The sequence below is a fragment of the Bradyrhizobium sp. RDI18 genome (genome assembly GCF_043203335.1).
GTDB classification, from domain to species: Bacteria; Pseudomonadota; Alphaproteobacteria; order Rhizobiales; family Xanthobacteraceae; genus Bradyrhizobium; species Bradyrhizobium retamae.
Map to the genome: position 1 here is coordinate 5,691,807 of NZ_JBICRN010000008.1, position 15,435 is coordinate 5,707,241.

Consider the following 15,435-nt stretch of genomic DNA (forward strand, 5'->3'; position numbering starts at 1 on the left):
TAATGCGCCTCACCGCGAAGAGCTGCGGAGCAGTCGTTTCGCCGCGTCGGCCGCGGCGGCCGCATAGGCTCGATCACCGTGCACCAGCATCAAGGAGATCGCGCCCTCGGAGAGCAGCCAAATCTCGCGCGCACGGCGGTGAGCGTCCCGGACACCCGCTCGCTTCAGCAAGTCACCGAAATGGGTTTCAAGCTGGGCCTTGTGCCGACGTGCAATCGCGCGTGCGGGATGGCCGGGTAGGTCGGCCAATTCGATGACCAGTCTGGTAAATCCCGACCCGGCCCATCGCGGCTTGTCCGCCCATACCGCGAGGTCACGAAACAGGCCATCGATAATCGCGGCCGGCGATCCAGTTAGCTGATCGCCAAATGTCTTGAACGCGGCCAAGGCCAATTCGTTCTGGGCTTCGAGCACCGCCGCGAGCAGTTGATCCTTGCTTTGAAAATGATTGTACAGCGTTCGCTTCGTAACCCTCGTCGCTGATGCAATTTCGTCCATGCTCACGCGGCTGTATCCGCGCTGGCGAAATAGCACGTAGGCGGCGGCAAGGATGCGCTGCCGCGTCGGCTCTGCAGATCGCGCCATGCGGTGACTCCGCGAAGAGTATACTACCTAGTGAATTTACATCGATAGCAAAACCAATTGAAATGGCTTCGAGGGCTCCTTTAGCCAGTCGCGTAGGCTTCCATCGATCAATCTCGTCGTCAGTTCGGCGAGCTTCGAAAGCTATGGTCATGTCCGGATCCCTGACGCTCAGAGAAATCAAAGCCCGGCCTGTCGTACTCAAACTCAAGCGCCCCGTGGTCGCGCGGATCGCCACGATATCGGAGTGGCCGCTCATTCTCATCGATCTCGTGACGGAGGAGGGCATTGTAGGACGGAGCTATCTCGAGCCCTACATTGTGAAGTCGATGCGGTATCTAATTCCGGCGCTTCACGATCTGGGCGAACTGCTCAGGGGCCGGAACGTGGCGCCTGTCGAGCTGTTCGAGGCTGCGCGGAAGTCTCTCCATTTCGTGGGCTATGAGGGATTATCGATGATTGCCGCGTCCGGTCTGGACATGGCCGCCTGGGATACGTTGGCGAAGGCTGCAAATAAACCGCTTTGCGTGCTGTTGGGTGGGACGGTGGGGATTGTGAAGTCGTACAACAGCAATGGCCTGTGGCTGAAAGAGCCGTCCGCTGTCGCGGCGGAAGCCTTGGAATTGCGGGATGAAGGAGGATTTTCCGCATTGAAACTGCGACTCGGCAGAACCGACCCGCGCAGCGATCTGGCGACGCTGGACGCTGTCCGCAAATCGGTTGGCGACCAAATGCGGCTGATGGTGGACTTCAATCAGGGGCTAAATCTCGCCGAAGCGATCGAGCGCTGCCACATGATCGATGACCATGGCCTCGAGTGGATCGAAGAGCCCGTTGTCTATGACAATCTCGACGGCCACGCCCAAATGGCGGCAGAGCTCAAGACACCGATCCAGATTGGCGAGAACTTCTACGGGCCAAGGGAGATGCACAAGGCGATTCAGAAAAAGGCTTGCGATCTGGTGATGCCGGACTTCATGCGGATAGGCGGTGTGACCGGTTGGATGCGCGCGGCAGCTCTTGCCGGCGCCGCAGGCATACCGATATCCACGCATCTTTATCCGGAAATCGCCGCCCACGTCATGCGCGCAACGGAGACGGCGCATTGGCTGGAGTGGCAGGATTGGGCCGATCCGATCCTTGAGAGGCCATATGAAATAAAGGACGGCCAGTTGCGGATTCCCGATGTGCCTGGCGTCGGGCTGGAATGGAACGAGAAAGCCGTAGCGGCCAATCTTGTCAGTCTCTAGCCGCGAAGTCCTTGAGCCCCATTGATAGGTTTCCCGGCGTCTCTCCACGCGCGTCCCCTCAAAACATCTCGAAATATTCGCGATGCTCCCAGTCCGACACTTCGGCCTGAAACCGCTCGATCTCCGCGTTCTTGATGTGGACGTAATAGTCCACGAACTCCGCCCCCAGCGCCTGCCGGAAAAACGGATCGTCCTGCAGCGCGAACACCGCCTCGCGCAAACTCTTCGGCAACAACGCCGCCTTGGTCTCGTACGGTGCATCCGCTGACGGCCCCGGATCGAGCTTGCGGTCGACGCCGTCCAGGCCTGAGAGAATCTGCGAGGCCATGTAGAGATACGGGTTCGCCGCGGGCTCGCCGATGCGGTTTTCCAGCCGGGTGGCCGCATCGCCCGGACCGCCGAGCACGCGGATCATGACGCCGCGGTTGTCGCGCCCCCAGATCGCGCGATCCGGCGCCAGCGAATAGGAACGGTAGCGCTTGTAGCCGTTGATGGTCGGCGTCGTGAATACGGTGGACGCGCGGGCGTGCTCCAGGAGCCCCGCGAGATAGGCGCGTCCAAACGGGCTCAGCACCTCGCCCTTGTCGCCGGCCATGAACGCATTCTCGCTGCTCGCGCGTGACACCAGCGATTGGTGCAGGTGCCAGCCCGAGGCGAACACGTTCGGCAGTTTAGGCCGGCACATGAAGGTGGCGTGATAGCCGTGGCGGCGCGCGATCTGTTTTACGGCCGAGCGGAACAGCACCATGTTGTCGGCGGGAATCAGTCCCGTGGTCGGCTGGAAGGTGAATTCGCACTGGCTCGGCCCGAACTCGACCTCGACCGATCGCAAGGGAAGGCCGAGCGCCAGCACGTCGCGGCGGATGATCTCCAGCGCAGGCTCCATCTGGTCGTAGCGCTGCTCGGTGAGATACTGGTAGCCGTGCGACAGCAGGCTCACCGATGGCGGGCGTCCAGGCTGGCCGGCATCCTCCGGCGCCATATGCGCGTCGTCGAGCTTGAAGAGATGGAATTCGACTTCGAGGCCAGCAACGAAATCGTAGCCGCGCTGTCCGAGCTGATCGATTACCTTGCGATAGAGATGCCGCGTGGCGAACGGCACCGGACGGCCATCGTTGAAGTAGAGATCGCACAGCAGCCAGCCGGTGGTCGGCGCCCACGGCAGTACCCGAAACGTGGTGGGGTCGGCGACCATCAGGACGTCGGCGGCGCCTTCCATCTCCTTCATGCCGAACCCGCCGCCGGCCGTGAACACCGGGAACACCGTCTTGTGCGAGGTGTCCTTGGCGAGCATGGTCGTGGTGATGGAACAGCCGCTTTCCAGCGAGGCGATCGCCTCGCTCGCGATCAGCGTCTTGCCGCGGAGGATGCCGTGCTGGTCGGGGAACGACAGCCTGATGACTTCGAGGTTCTGCTCTTCGACGATCCTGCGCAGGCGGCTTGCTGCCTCCTGCTGCTCCCCAGACCACAGCCCGTGACGTTTGACGAAACTCAACGCCAATCCCCTAAAGCTCGCTTGAACCCACCGCCGTCATTGCGAGGAGCGAAGCGACGAAGCAATCCATCTCTCCGCGCGTGGCGGGATGGATTGCTTCGCTTCGCTCGCAATGACGGGGAGGGAGTCATCATTCGGCCGCCGTGAGGTGGGGAACCTTCGCCGCAGTCTCGGTCGGCACCGGAGCCGCCCAAGGCGCGCCGCGGCGGCGCTTGACGTCGATTTCCATCCAGTAGATTTCCCAGCCCTGCGTGGGCCCGATACCGTCCATGGTGGCAGGACCCTGAATGCTGCGCGCATGCGCCGCGTCGAGAAACAGCATCGGCTTTTCGCCGCCGACCACCTTCTCGATCTCCTGCCGCAGCAGCCGGCGATACTGCACGATCGCCTTGTCCGATTGTCCCAAATGCTCGTTGGTGCGGTCCTGGATCGAGCCCATCGACTCCACTGCCCACTGGTCGTGGACGTTGATGTCGGTCCCCATGCCGGTATAGGTCGCGGTCGCCTGTTCGTGTGGATCGAAACCGTAATCGTTGCTCTTGTTCTTGCGCGACTTGTAATCCGGCAGCTCATAGAGCTCGAGGCGCTGGTCGCGCATCTTCTTCTTGTCGACCGGCGCCGTATAGCTGGTGAAGATCGCGTACCAGTAGCAGTTCTCGTCATCGATGGGCACGTGCCACTGCGTGATCGTCATCTCCGTGCTCATCGGGATGACGAAGCCGTGCGGAAAAAGCTGATTGGTAACGCGCACATGCGTGCGCTCTTCGTCGAGCTCGCGCAGCGCGATCAGGCGCAGGCCATACTCGGTATGTTCGACGTTGATGATCGGGTTGTCGTATTCGCGCAAGATCTTCGTCATCGGCATATCGCTGCCGGCGGACGCGCCGCGGAACTGCTTGCCGTAGGCGGTCGAGGTGTCCTCGTCCTCGAAGAAGCGATGCAGGAAGGAGGCGTGCGCCGGATCGATGCCGACTTCCAGCGCCTGCAGCCAATTGCAGTTGATATGCCCCTTGAACGCAAAGGTATGGCTGTCGGGCGCCACAAAGCAGTCGATCTCCGGAAACGCCGGCGGTTCGCCTTCGCCGAGATAAGCCCAGAGGATGCCGCTCTTCTCGACCACGGGGTAAGAGCGCTGCTTGATGCCCTGGCACAGCTTTGAGTCTTTCGGCTCGGCCGGCGTCTCCAGGCATTGGCCGGAGACGTCGAACAGCCAGCCATGGAAGGCGCAACGCAACCCGCCATTCTCCAGCCGCCCGAACGCGAGGTCGGCGCCGCGATGCGCGCAATGGCGGTCGATCAGGCCGTAGCGGCCTTGCTCGTCGCGAAACAGCACGAGGTTTTCGCCGAGCAGTTTGACCGGGCGAACCGGCCGCGATCCCTGCAGCTCGTCGACCAGCGCCGCCGGCTGCCAGTACATCCGCATCAGCTTGCCGCACGGGTCCTTGCGCCCGGTGCGGGTGATCAGGTCGTTCTGCTCCTGGCTCATCATGGCGAGGCCTCCAAGGATAAAATTCAAGGCGAGATTTGTTCGCCTATTGAACTTTTGGGCGAATTATGACATGTGTTGGTCGTCCGGCAAGCACAATCTTTGAACCTCGCTGACGCGCGCACCAGCGCCACTGCCGGCGAACAGGGCACCGATCTCGTCGGAGGCCTTCGGACATCACGCGAAATGTCGGAGCCGAAGCGGATGACTGACCCCGGCGGCAACAGGAGCGAACCTTGAGCAAAAACATCGCTTCGCTCGACGTAATGCGGTTTCGGGGCCTGTGGATCATCGGCAAGGCTTCGCTGTGGCTTGCTGACCGGCGTGGCCACGTACATGTCCTGCCACCAAGCGGACACGCAGCAGCGAAACATCTTACGCTGATTGCGCGCATCCCGGCCGCTGCGGGCACCGGAATAGGGCGGATCATGAGCGAGCTTCAAAGCCGTTATCCGTCACACCATTATTATCCGCCCGATACCGTCCACGTCACCATCAAGAACCTTGACGATGCCGCACAAGGGATGCGCGACCAGTCATTCCTGGTCGACAGCATTCGCAAAATCGTGGGGTCCTGCGGACCATTCGTCTTGAGAGCGCGAGGTCTTGGGATTTCACCCGGTTCGGTTTTCCTGCAGTTGTTTCCCGAGGATCCAACGCTCGCCACGCTTCGGCATCGGCTTTCAGGGGTGATGCAGGAGGAAAGCCGGCGTTGCGGAAGTTCTGCTGCAGCGAGCGAAAGGCTGCGCGACCGCCTGTTTCGGAACGCGGCGTTCGCGAACCTCATCCGGTTTTCAGGGCCCGTCACGCCCGCGTTTCTCGCCGAGATCGCGCGATATCGTGCGCATGGTTTCGGCCCCATGGCGATCAATGCCTGCGAACTCGTGCGCACGGACAAGTTTCTCTCGCGCGCGGGAACCGAAGTCATCGCGCAAGCCAGCATCGAGAAAACTCAACAATGCCAAAGCTGAAACGCGAGGATCGCGAGGAGCGCGCGACCGATTTCATCGAGAGCCTGGACCGCGGCTTGCGTCTGCTCCAGACGTTCGGCGCCGAGCCGCAGCCGATGACGCTGAGCGACCTCGCCAAGGCGGCTGAGCTGCCGCGCGCGACCGCGCGGCGCATCCTCTTCACGCTCGAACGCGCCGGCTTTGTCGCAACCGACGGCAAGCTGTTCCGGCTGACACCGCGCGTGCTGCTGCTGGCGTCAAGCTATCTCGCCTCCAACCATGTCGTCTCCGTGCTGCAGCCGGCGTTGGACAGGCTGTCGAGCGAAGCGCAGGAAATCTCGTCGATGGCGATCCTCGACGGCAATGACGTCGTCTTCATCGCGCGCGCCAGCCCGACGCGAATCTTCTCGTCAGGCATCGATATCGGCTACCGGCTGCCGGCGTTTTGTACTTCGGTCGGCCGTGTCCTGCTGTCGCGGCTGGCTGATGACGAAGTGGCCGCCGCGCTCGACCGGATGGAGCTTGCGCCGCTGACACCGTTCACCGTCACCGACAAGAAGCAGCTCCTGAAGACGATCGTCGCCGATCGCGCGCAGGGTTATTCGCTGGTCGATCGCGAAGCCGAGCCGGGTTTCCGTTCGGTCTCGGTGCCGGTCCGCCGCTACGACGGCGCGATCATCGCCGCCATCAACATGGGCGCGCATGTCGACCGCGTGTCTGCGGAAGAGATGGTCGAGAAACTTCTGCCGCGCCTGCGCGAGGCGGCGGCATCGGTCAAATCGATGCTGGTGTGAGTCCGAAATGGCGGACGATGTTCTGCGCGGTCGCCTCCGCCGAATTCAGTTCGGTCTCAAGCCGGACGCAATCGGGCCGCGGCACCGCCGTGAAGTCGTGGCTGTCGAGAAATCTGGTGAGGGCTTCCTCTGAAGCCATCTTCCGCCGCGCGACCCGGTCGGGATTGCCGACCCGTTTCATCGCTTCTTCGCGCGAGCAATGCAGGAAGACCGGCAGCAACTCGCCGCCGTACCGTTGTACGATCTCCTCGAAATTCGCGAACCGGACGCGATCGTCCGGCTCGGCGTAGCAGAACGTCATCACCAGCAGCGGTACGCCGTTCGCTGCTGCGGCATTGAGCGCCGACGATCTGACGTCGTGGACAAGCTCCCAGAATCCGGGCGCGTCGAAGTCGAAGATCGTACGCGCAAGATCGATCGCCGCGTGATTGTCCATCAGCCGGCCCGGCACCATCCGGAGCAGAGCGTTGGCGACCGTCAGCTTGCCGACCGCGGGTGAGCCATGGAGGAAAAGCAGCTTCATGCGCCATCAGTATCGCGATTGGGTCCTAAGGAGGCAACCGCTTGAGCGCGGCCTCGATCGCTTCGAACTTGGCGACGATCTGCGGCGTCACCAGATAGCGCAGCATCGCCGCGAGCGACAGGCCGACAACAACAGCGACAATCGCGTACTGCGTCATCAACGCCAGCAATATTGCGCGCAGGCGTCGCCGTCGGACTTTCGGCGGCTTGGCCGCAGCGAGAAGGGCGTCCTCGCCTTCAACCGTACTCATGCGATCTAGAACTCGTTCAGGAGCTGATCGAGACGCGACTGCAGCCGCCGGTTGGCCCGTTCGGTCGCGCGGAGCTTGCGTGCCCATTCCAGCGGAATGACGTCGCCCGTCTCTTCTACATCTGAAAACGCCAGCCCGGCCGCGTTTTGGTCGCGCCAGACGAGGCGGGCCAGGCACGAGAGGCCCTGACGCTCGATTTCGAAATCGATCCGGTCGGGGATGATGGCCGACTCCTCGAATTCGATCTTCGCCCCGCGCCTGCTGAAATTGCGCACGACACAGGCAAGCGTCGAATTGCGCGCGTTGAACGCGACCATCCCGCCGTAATAGACGCGGGCTCTTTGGTGTTGACGGCGCTCCAGCATGACTGTCCTCCATGCAATTAACGCTTTAGTAACACTCCTTCAGCGTGTATTACAGCCGTCGCTCGCATGAAGCTTGTGCGGTGGTTAACGGTCGCGCTTGCCGTCGGATGCAACCGTCGAGCACGTACCTTCGGTTTGGCCGAAACAGCCGTTTGCGAATGGCGCCTTCGTCGAAGCGATCAGGAGGCCGCGCTGCGCAGGCCGAACGCGTGCTTGTCATGCAGCACCGGCGCGACCGCATCGCTCAGCCGCGCCGCCGCCGCGTCGACGGAAAGCCCGGCGGTATCGACCACGGCTGACGCCCGCGCATAGAGCGGTTCGCGGCTGACCAGGATGTTGCGCAATTCCGCCATCGCGGAACGATCGTCGGCCATCGGGCGCAAATCGCCCTGGCGGCGAACGCGGGCCATGTGCTCTTCCGGCTCGGCCTTGAGCCAGATGGTATAGAACGACGACAGGATCAGGTCGAAGGTCAGCGGCTCGGAGACGATGCCGCCGCCGGTCGCCAGCACCATCAATTCCTTGCGCGCCAGCAATTGCGTTAACGCCGCCTGCTCCATGCGGCGAAAGCCTTCCTGGCCGTAGAGCGCGATGATCTCGGCGACGGACAAGCCGTTCTGCGCCTCGACCTCCTTGTTGAGCTCGACGAATTTCCAGCCGATCTTCTTCGCCAGCATCCTGCCGAGGGTGGATTTGCCGGCGCCGCGCAGGCCGATCAGGGCGATGCCGGCAAACGAAATCCGCCGCTGCGCCGATAGGCCGCCTCCGGCCAGTGCATCCTTGGCCTGCGCGATCTGCGCCGGCGTTGCCTTGCGCAAGAGATCGCGGATCACAGCCCAATCCGGCGCGGGGTCGGCCGAGGGAATGAGATCTTCGAGATGCGCGCCCATCGCGTTCGACACGCGTCGCAGCAGCACGATCGAGACGTTGCCCTTGCCGCTTTCGAGCTGCGCGATGTAGCGCTCGAAATTCCAGAAACTTTTGCGAGCACTTTTCGCGACATGCCGCGAAGGGCGCGCATGGTGCGCACACGCTGGCCAAGCTGCTCGAGAAAGCCGGATTCGGGGTCGCTGGCCTCGGTCATTTCCCTCGTTCGGCATTGCGTCGGGGTGAACGGATTTCGGAAACATAATGCCGATGAGGATTGACAGCAAGCGTAGCCGGTGTCTTTGTATGAATTATAATTCTTAAAAGCTCTGGGGAGAAGCGTCGTGAGCGGCACGTCCGGTTCGTACAATGCGGTGACCTGGCTGCTCGACCGCAATGTCGAGGAAGGGCGCGGCGCCAAGCTCGCCTTCACCGACACCGTCACCGAACTCACCTATGGCGAGCTGCAGCGGCAGACCCGCCGCGTTGCCAACATGCTGCGCCGGCTCGGCGTCCGCCGCGAAGAGCGCGTGGCAATGATCATGCTCGACACCGTGGACTTTCCCGCGGTGTTCCTCGGCGCGATCCGCACCGGCGTCGTGCCGGTGCCGCTCAATACGCTGCTGACGTCGGAGCAGTACGCCTACATTCTCGGAGATTGCCGCGCGCGCGTGCTGTTCGTTTCCGAAGCGCTGCTGCCGGTCATCAAGGATGTCGTCGCGCGGATGCCCGATCTCGAGGACGTCATCGTTTCGGGCAAGGACGCGCACGGCCACAAGAAACTCTCCGATGAACTCGCGCGCGAGAGCGATACGTTTGCGACCGCGGCGACGCATCCGGACGAGCCGGCGTTCTGGCTGTATTCGTCGGGCTCGACCGGCATGCCCAAGGGCGTGCGGCATCTGCATGCCAACCTCGCCGCCACCGCGGAAACCTATGCCAAGCAGGTGCTCGGCATTCGCGGGGACGATGTTTGTCTCTCGGCGGCAAAACTGTTCTTTGCCTATGGCCTCGGCAATGCGCTGACGTTCCCGATGTCGGTCGGCGCTTCCACGGTGTTGCACACGGAACGGCCGACGCCGGCTGCGATGTTCGCGCTGATGAACAAGTACAACCCGACCATCTTCTACGGCGTGCCGACGCTGTTCGCCGCGATGCTCAACGACGAGACGCTGAAGGACGCGCGCGCCGGCAATCGCTTGCGCATCTGCACCTCCGCCGGCGAAGCGCTGCCGGAATCGGTCGGCAACGCCTGGAAGGCGCGCTTCGGCGTCGACATTCTCGACGGCGTCGGCTCGACCGAACTGCTGCACATCTTCCTTTCCAATGCGCCCGGCGACATCAAATACGGCTCCTCCGGCCGTCCGGTGCCCGGCTATAAGGTGCGGCTGGTCAATGAGGCCGGCGCCGAGGTGGCTGATGGCGAAGTCGGCGAGTTGCTGGTCGATGCGCCATCGGCCGGCGAGGGCTACTGGAATCAGCGCGCCAAGAGCCGTTCGACCTTCGAGGGTCATTGGACCCGCACCGGCGACAAATACACTCGCGACGCCGACGGCCGTTACACGTTCTGCGGCAGAAGCGACGACATGTTCAAGGTTTCCGGCATCTGGGTCTCGCCGTTCGAGGTCGAGAGCGCGCTGATCACCCATCCGGCCGTGCTGGAAGCTGCCGTCGTGCCCGAAGCCGATCCGGAAGGGTTGTTGAAGCCGAAAGCCTTCGTCGTGCTGCGCGCCGGCGTCAGCACCGATGGTCTGCATGAGGCGCTGAAGGACCACGTCAAGCAGAAGATCGGCCCATGGAAATATCCGCGCTGGATCGACGTGGTGGACAGCCTGCCGAAGACGGCCACAGGGAAGATTCAGCGGTTCAAGCTGCGGGATGGCGCATCGTAACCTCTCTCGTCGTCCCTGCCCAGTGTGCAATTGCGCACGGGAGCAGGGACCCATACGCCGCGGCTTATCCGTTAACGCGCGATGTGCGAGATCCTTGGTCACAACGAAGCCCGGTGGTTATGGGTCCCTGCTTTCGCAGGGACGACGTGAGCAAGGATGCGACGTCTGGATCACTTTCGAAAGCTTACGACATGACAACCCTTACGCCATCAGGCTTCCTCACGGTCGGCGCCTCCCATCTCGAATACCGCATGATCGGCCCGTCTCCCGAGCACGCGCCTGTTATCGTGATGCTGCATGAGGGGCTCGGCTCGACCGGCCTGTGGGGCGACTTTCCGGACAAGTTGCAGGCCGCGACCGGTGCGGGCATATTCGTCTATTCGCGCGCGGGCTATGGCGCATCGACGCCGGTAAAACTGCCGCGCCCGCTCGACTACATGCATGTCGAGGCGCTCGACGTGCTGCCAAAACTGCTCGACAAGATCGGCTTTCGCCGCGGCCTGCTGCTCGGCCATTCCGATGGCGCTTCGATCGCGGCGATCTATGCGGGCTCGCATCAGGATCACCGCGTGCAGGGCCTCGCGCTGATCGCCCCGCATTTCATCGTCGAGGATATTTCGGTGGCGTCGATTGCCAATATCCGGAGCGCCTACGAGACCACGAACCTGAAGGGCAAGCTTTCGCGCTGGCACAGGGACGTCGACAACGCCTTCTATGGCTGGAACGGCGCATGGCTCGATCCTGATTTCCGCAACTGGGATATTTCCGAATACCTCGCCTATATCCGCGTGCCCGTGGCGATCGTGCAAGGCGTGGATGACCAATACGGGACCATGCGGCAGGTCGAGATCGCTCGGGAAGAGTGCTATTGTCCGGTCGATGTGACTGTGATTCCGGGCGCGGGACATCAGCCGCATCGTGAAGCGCCGGAGGCGACGCTCGATGCGATTTCGGATTTCGCAAAGGCGGTGTTGCACGTCGAGAATGGCTCGCAAGGACGGGCCGCGTAACGCATTTGCTCATGCGCTTGCCGAGGCGCTGTTCGGATGACCGCGCCGCCCTCAGGTATCGGTCATCTGCCGCTGCCGCGATGGGCTTATGTGCCCGGCCAGTCCAAGGAGGCCGCCGCCGATTACGAAACGCTGGCGCAGATCGCAGCGCTGGTGCCGGCGCGCTTCCAGGGCTACGTGCCGGCGCGCCACCCGGCGCTACGCTACGGCATGGCGCTCAACGACCACGGCTACTTCCGGGAATCGCAGGAGATCCTGGAAGCGGTATGGGCGGCGGCGCCGCAGGGCGGCCGTGAGCGGATTTTGCTGCGCGCCTGCATCCTGATCACGACCGCCAATCTGCGGCTGCGCATGCAAAAGCCGCACGTCGCGGTCCGGCTGTTCGGTGAAGCGCTCGGCGAACTCGAGGCGCTTGGTATGCGCAATGTCGGCGGCGACGGCTTTGCCGACAGCTTTCCGGTTGCGGCCGTGGCGGACCTCATCAAGGCCAAACTGGAGCAGCCGCAGCTCGCCAAGGCCGATTGCGTGGCCTTCGCGGCCGCCGGCCGAACATGAAACAAAATGCATGTTCCGGCGTTTTAGGCTAGACTCAATCAAAAACATGCATTATTGTGCATGCAACGAACCAAACAAATCCTGAGAGAACGACAGAGGGTGGCTCATGGCCGGTGAAGATCGCGTCCTTGCGGGGGGAGCGAAATACATCGATTTTCAAACCGATCCGTCGCGCTACCGTCACTGGAAGCTGGCGGTGGAAGGCGAGGTTGCAACGCTGACCATGGACGTCGACGAGAATGCCGGCCTGTTCGAGGGCTATCAGCTCAAGCTGAATTCCTACGATCTTGGGGTCGACATCGAGCTGGCCGACGCCGTGCAACGGCTGCGCTTCGAACATCCTGAAGTGAAAGTGGTGGTGATGCGTTCCGGCAAGAACCGCGTGTTCTGCGCCGGCGCCAACATCCGCATGCTGGCGGGTGCGACCCACGCCCATAAAGTCAATTTCTGCAAATTCACCAACGAGACCCGCAACGGCCTGGAAGATTCCTCGGAAAACTCCGGGCAGCGCTTCATCACCGTCGTCAACGGCACCGCGGCCGGCGGCGGTTATGAGCTGGCGCTCGCGACCGATCACATCGTCATGGCCGATGACGGCGCCGCTGCCGTGGCGCTGCCGGAAGTGCCGCTGCTAGCGGTGCTGCCGGGCACTGGCGGGCTGACGCGCGTGGTCGACAAGCGCAAGGTGCGCCGCGACCATGCCGACTTCTTCTGCACCATCGAGGAAGGAATTAAAGGCAAACGCGCCGTCGCGTGGCGGCTGGTCGATGAAATCGCGCCGAACAGTAAGCTCGAGGCCAAGGTCGCCGAGCGCGCCAAGGAATTCGCCGCCAGCTCGAAGCGCAACGGCAGTGGCAAGGGCATCACGCTTGCGCCGCTCAACCGCACCATCGACGAGGCCGGCATCCGCTACGGCTTTGTCAGCGTCGACATCGACCGCGCGGCGCGCATCGCGACCATTTCGATCAAGGCGCCGGAGGCGGCGCCGCCTGATGATATCGACGGCCTGATCGGGCAGGGCGCGTCGTTCTGGCCGCTCCAGGTGGCGCGCGAACTCGACGATGCGATCCTTCACTTGCGCATCAACGAACTCGAAATCGCGATGCTGGTGTTCAAGTCGCACGGTGACCCCGCCAATGTGGTCGCTTGCGACGCCTTCCTCGAAGCCAACAAGGCGCACTGGCTGGTCAACGAAATCAGGCATTATTGGAAACGGGTGTTGAAGCGCATCGACGTCACCTCGCGCACGCTGGTGACGCTGGTCGAGCCCGGCTCCTGCTTTGCCGGCACGCTCGCCGAACTCGTGTTCGCCGCAGACCGTTCCTACATGCTGATCGGCTCACGCCAGGGCGACAACCGCCCGCCGCCGGCGATCCAGCTCACCGCGCTGAATTTCGGCCCCTACCCGATGAGCCACGGCCTGACCCGCCTGCAATCGCGATTCCAGGCCGATCCGTCCGATCTGGAACGCGCGGAGGCCACCATCGGCACCACGCTCGACGCTGAGGAAGCCGAAGAGCTCGGCCTGGTCACCTTCGCGCTCGACGACATCGATTGGGACGACGAGGTGCGGGTGTTCCTGGAAGAGCGCACCTCCTTCTCGCCCGACGGCCTCACCGGCATGGAAGCAGATCTGCGCTTCGTTGGTCCCGAGACCATGGAATCGAAAATCTTCTCGCGCCTCACGGCGTGGCAGAACTGGATCTTCCAGCGCCCCAACGCGGTCGGCGAAGAAGGCGCGCTGCGCCGCTACGGCACCGGCCAGAAGGCGCAATTCGATATGACGCGGGTTTGATTCGTGTCCCGGGCGCGCTGCGGCGCGAAGTGCCGCTGTGCAGAACCGGGACCCATTTAGGCCGTCACTGAACAGGTCCCGGCTCTGGGGTGCATCGTGAAGAACGCTGCACCGCGTCCGGGACACGAGACCGAACCACGGGAGGCCCCAATGAATTACATGAACGTCGACTACTCGACCAAAATCCCCAACAACGTCAATCTCAGCGAAGATCGCCAGGTGCTGAAGGCGCTGGAGGGCTGGCATCCCGGTTACATGGACTGGTGGGGTGACATGGGGCCGGAAGGTTTTCAGCAGTCGCTGGTTTACTTGCGCACCGCCTATTCGGTCGATCCGCGCGGCTGGGCCAAGTTCGACTACGTCAAGATGCCGGAATATCGCTGGGGCATCTTGCTGGCGCCGCAGGAAGAGAACCGCGTCATTCCCTTTGGCGAAAACTACGGCAAGCCGGCCTGGCAGGAAGTCCCTGGCGAACATCGCGCCACGCTGCGCCGCCTGATCGTGATCCAGGGCGACACCGAGCCCGCCTCCGTCGAGCAGCAGCGCCATCTCGGCAAGACCGCGCCCTCGCTCTACGACCTGCGCAATCTGTTCCAGGTCAATGTCGAGGAAGGCCGCCATCTCTGGGCGATGGTCTATCTCCTGCAGAAATATTTCGGCCGCGACGGCCGCGAGGAGGCCGACGATTTGCTACGCCGCCGCTCGGGCGATGCGGATTCCCCGCGCATGCTCGGTGCCTTCAACGAGGCGACGCCGGACTGGCTGTCGTTCTTCATGTTCACCTATTTCACCGACCGCGACGGCAAGATGCAGTTGCACTCGCTGGCGCAGTCCGGCTTCGATCCGCTGTCGCGCACCTGCCGCTTCATGCTGACCGAAGAGGCGCATCACATGTTCGTCGGCGAGACCGGCATCAGCCGCGTCGTGCAGCGCACCTGCGAGGCGATGAGGGCTGCCGGCATCACCGATCCGACCGATATCGCCAAGGTCCGCGCGCTCGGCGTGATCGACCTGCCGACCATCCAGAAGAAGCTGAACCTGCACTATTCGCTGTCGCTCGATCTCTTTGGTTCGGAAGTCTCGACCAACGCGGCGAATGCCTTCAACGCCGGCATCAAGGGCCGCTACAAGGAAACCCAGATCGACGACGACCACCAGCTCAAGAGCGCCACCTACCCGGTGCTCAAGCTGGTCGACGGCGTGATCAAGCGGGTCGACGAGCCGGCGCTGACCGCGCTCAACATGCGGCTGCGCGACGACTACACGCAGGATTGCGTCAAGGGCATGCTGCGCTGGAACAAGGTTATCTCGACCGCGGGCTATCAGTACAAGCTGACCCTGCCGAACGTCGCGTTCCACCGACAGATCGGCGAGTTCAAGGACGTCCATGCCACGCCCGACGGCGTCCTGATCGACGACGCCACCTGGAACCAACGCAAGGGCGAATGGTTGCCTTCGTCGCAGGACGGCGACTTCATCGCCTCGCTGATGAAGCCGGTCACCGAAACAGGCCAGTACGCCTCCTGGATCTCGCCGCCGAAGGTCGGCATCGACAACAAGCCCGGCGATTTCGAGTACGTGAAGATCGAAACCTGAACCGCCCCTTAAATCGGGGAGCAGT

The 15,435-nt window shown here is 62.8% G+C and carries 14 protein-coding genes and 1 pseudogene; 8 read left to right on the forward strand and 7 right to left on the reverse strand.

What is annotated here, in order from left to right:
- Positions 1 to 9 precede the first annotated feature (9 nt).
- Positions 10 to 585 carry a TetR/AcrR family transcriptional regulator gene (locus ACFXS9_RS36530; RefSeq protein ID WP_392697894.1) on the reverse strand — a complete coding sequence of 192 codons (576 nt, stop codon included), beginning with the start codon at positions 583 to 585 and terminating at the stop codon, positions 10 to 12.
- A 149-nt stretch (positions 586 to 734) separates the two neighbouring features.
- Between ACFXS9_RS36530 and ACFXS9_RS36535 the strand changes: the two genes are divergently transcribed.
- Positions 735 to 1,832, forward strand: coding sequence for an enolase C-terminal domain-like protein (locus ACFXS9_RS36535; protein ID WP_392697897.1), 1,098 nt, complete (start codon positions 735 to 737; stop codon positions 1,830 to 1,832).
- 58 nt (positions 1,833 to 1,890) lie between these two features.
- Here the strand turns inward: ACFXS9_RS36535 and ACFXS9_RS36540 are convergent, their stop codons facing one another.
- Entirely contained in the window at positions 1,891 to 3,327 is a 1,437-nt protein-coding gene (locus ACFXS9_RS36540; protein ID WP_392697900.1) for a glutamine synthetase family protein, read from the reverse strand.
- A gap of 130 nt (positions 3,328 to 3,457) precedes the next feature.
- Entirely contained in the window at positions 3,458 to 4,816 is a 1,359-nt protein-coding gene (locus ACFXS9_RS36545) for a Rieske 2Fe-2S domain-containing protein (RefSeq protein ID WP_392697903.1), read from the reverse strand.
- A 233-nt stretch (positions 4,817 to 5,049) separates the two neighbouring features.
- On the opposite strand from ACFXS9_RS36545, the gene ACFXS9_RS36550 reads away from it, so the two are divergent.
- Both ACFXS9_RS36550 and ACFXS9_RS36555 read left to right on the forward strand, forming a co-directional pair.
- Complete coding sequence (locus ACFXS9_RS36550; RefSeq protein ID WP_392697905.1) at positions 5,050 to 5,784, forward strand: hypothetical protein; 735 nt, start codon at positions 5,050 to 5,052, stop codon at positions 5,782 to 5,784.
- Positions 5,772 to 6,557: an IclR family transcriptional regulator C-terminal domain-containing protein gene (locus ACFXS9_RS36555; protein ID WP_392697908.1), complete on the forward strand. Its 786-nt coding sequence runs from the start codon at positions 5,772 to 5,774 to the stop codon at positions 6,555 to 6,557. Before ACFXS9_RS36550 ends, ACFXS9_RS36555 begins: the two co-directional genes overlap by 13 nt.
- On the opposite strand, the gene ACFXS9_RS36560 is transcribed toward ACFXS9_RS36555, so the two are convergent.
- From ACFXS9_RS36560 to ACFXS9_RS36575, 4 genes and pseudogenes are all read right to left on the reverse strand, one after another.
- Positions 6,538 to 7,080, reverse strand: coding sequence for a hypothetical protein (locus ACFXS9_RS36560; RefSeq protein WP_392697911.1), 543 nt, complete (start codon positions 7,078 to 7,080; stop codon positions 6,538 to 6,540). The genes ACFXS9_RS36555 and ACFXS9_RS36560 overlap by 20 nt on opposite strands.
- Positions 7,081 to 7,105: 25 nt before the next feature.
- The gene (locus tag ACFXS9_RS36565) at positions 7,106 to 7,330 is read right to left on the reverse strand and encodes a hypothetical protein (RefSeq protein WP_392697913.1); all 225 of its coding nucleotides are present in this window, start codon (positions 7,328 to 7,330) and stop codon (positions 7,106 to 7,108) included.
- Positions 7,331 to 7,335: 5 nt separating this feature from the next.
- The gene (locus ACFXS9_RS36570; protein WP_392697916.1) at positions 7,336 to 7,695 is read right to left on the reverse strand and encodes a PilZ domain-containing protein; all 360 of its coding nucleotides are present in this window, start codon (positions 7,693 to 7,695) and stop codon (positions 7,336 to 7,338) included.
- A 179-nt stretch (positions 7,696 to 7,874) separates the two neighbouring features.
- Positions 7,875 to 8,779 (reverse strand): annotated as a pseudogene (locus ACFXS9_RS36575) (helix-turn-helix transcriptional regulator).
- 127 nt (positions 8,780 to 8,906) lie between these two features.
- Between ACFXS9_RS36575 and ACFXS9_RS36580 the strand changes: the two are divergent.
- From ACFXS9_RS36580 to boxB, 5 genes are all read left to right on the forward strand, one after another.
- On the forward strand, positions 8,907 to 10,454 hold the full coding sequence (locus tag ACFXS9_RS36580) for a benzoate-CoA ligase family protein (protein ID WP_392697918.1): 1,548 nt from the start codon (positions 8,907 to 8,909) through the stop codon (positions 10,452 to 10,454).
- A 191-nt stretch (positions 10,455 to 10,645) separates the two neighbouring features.
- Entirely contained in the window at positions 10,646 to 11,464 is an 819-nt protein-coding gene (locus tag ACFXS9_RS36585) for an alpha/beta fold hydrolase (RefSeq protein WP_392697920.1), read from the forward strand.
- Between the two features lie 36 nt (positions 11,465 to 11,500).
- Positions 11,501 to 12,019: a DUF309 domain-containing protein gene (locus ACFXS9_RS36590; RefSeq protein ID WP_392697923.1), complete on the forward strand. Its 519-nt coding sequence runs from the start codon at positions 11,501 to 11,503 to the stop codon at positions 12,017 to 12,019.
- Between the two features lie 106 nt (positions 12,020 to 12,125).
- A complete protein-coding gene (gene boxC, locus ACFXS9_RS36595; RefSeq protein ID WP_392697926.1) occupies positions 12,126 to 13,814 on the forward strand; it encodes a 2,3-epoxybenzoyl-CoA dihydrolase in 1,689 nt (562 codons plus the stop codon).
- 159 nt (positions 13,815 to 13,973) lie between these two features.
- Complete coding sequence (boxB, locus tag ACFXS9_RS36600; protein WP_392700201.1) at positions 13,974 to 15,410, forward strand: benzoyl-CoA 2,3-epoxidase subunit BoxB; 1,437 nt, start codon at positions 13,974 to 13,976, stop codon at positions 15,408 to 15,410.
- Positions 15,411 to 15,435: the final 25 nt, after the last annotated feature.

What these genes read in the sequence shown, in the direction of transcription:
- boxB (WP_392700201.1), top strand. Translation starts at nt 13,974, where the DNA reads ATGAACGTCGACTACTCGACCAAAATCCCCAACAACGTCAATCTCAGC.
- ACFXS9_RS36555 (WP_392697908.1), top strand. Translation starts at nt 5,772, where the DNA reads ATGCCAAAGCTGAAACGCGAGGATCGCGAGGAGCGCGCGACCGATTTC.
- ACFXS9_RS36585 (WP_392697920.1), top strand. Translation starts at nt 10,646, where the DNA reads ATGACAACCCTTACGCCATCAGGCTTCCTCACGGTCGGCGCCTCCCAT.
- ACFXS9_RS36545 (WP_392697903.1), bottom strand. Translation starts at nt 4,816, where the DNA reads ATGATGAGCCAGGAGCAGAACGACCTGATCACCCGCACCGGGCGCAAG.
- boxC (WP_392697926.1), top strand. Translation starts at nt 12,126, where the DNA reads ATGGCCGGTGAAGATCGCGTCCTTGCGGGGGGAGCGAAATACATCGAT.
- ACFXS9_RS36590 (WP_392697923.1), top strand. Translation starts at nt 11,501, where the DNA reads ATGACCGCGCCGCCCTCAGGTATCGGTCATCTGCCGCTGCCGCGATGG.
- ACFXS9_RS36530 (WP_392697894.1), bottom strand. Translation starts at nt 585, where the DNA reads ATGGCGCGATCTGCAGAGCCGACGCGGCAGCGCATCCTTGCCGCCGCC.
- ACFXS9_RS36535 (WP_392697897.1), top strand. Translation starts at nt 735, where the DNA reads ATGTCCGGATCCCTGACGCTCAGAGAAATCAAAGCCCGGCCTGTCGTA.
- ACFXS9_RS36565 (WP_392697913.1), bottom strand. Translation starts at nt 7,330, where the DNA reads ATGAGTACGGTTGAAGGCGAGGACGCCCTTCTCGCTGCGGCCAAGCCG.
- ACFXS9_RS36560 (WP_392697911.1), bottom strand. Translation starts at nt 7,080, where the DNA reads ATGAAGCTGCTTTTCCTCCATGGCTCACCCGCGGTCGGCAAGCTGACG.
- ACFXS9_RS36570 (WP_392697916.1), bottom strand. Translation starts at nt 7,695, where the DNA reads ATGCTGGAGCGCCGTCAACACCAAAGAGCCCGCGTCTATTACGGCGGG.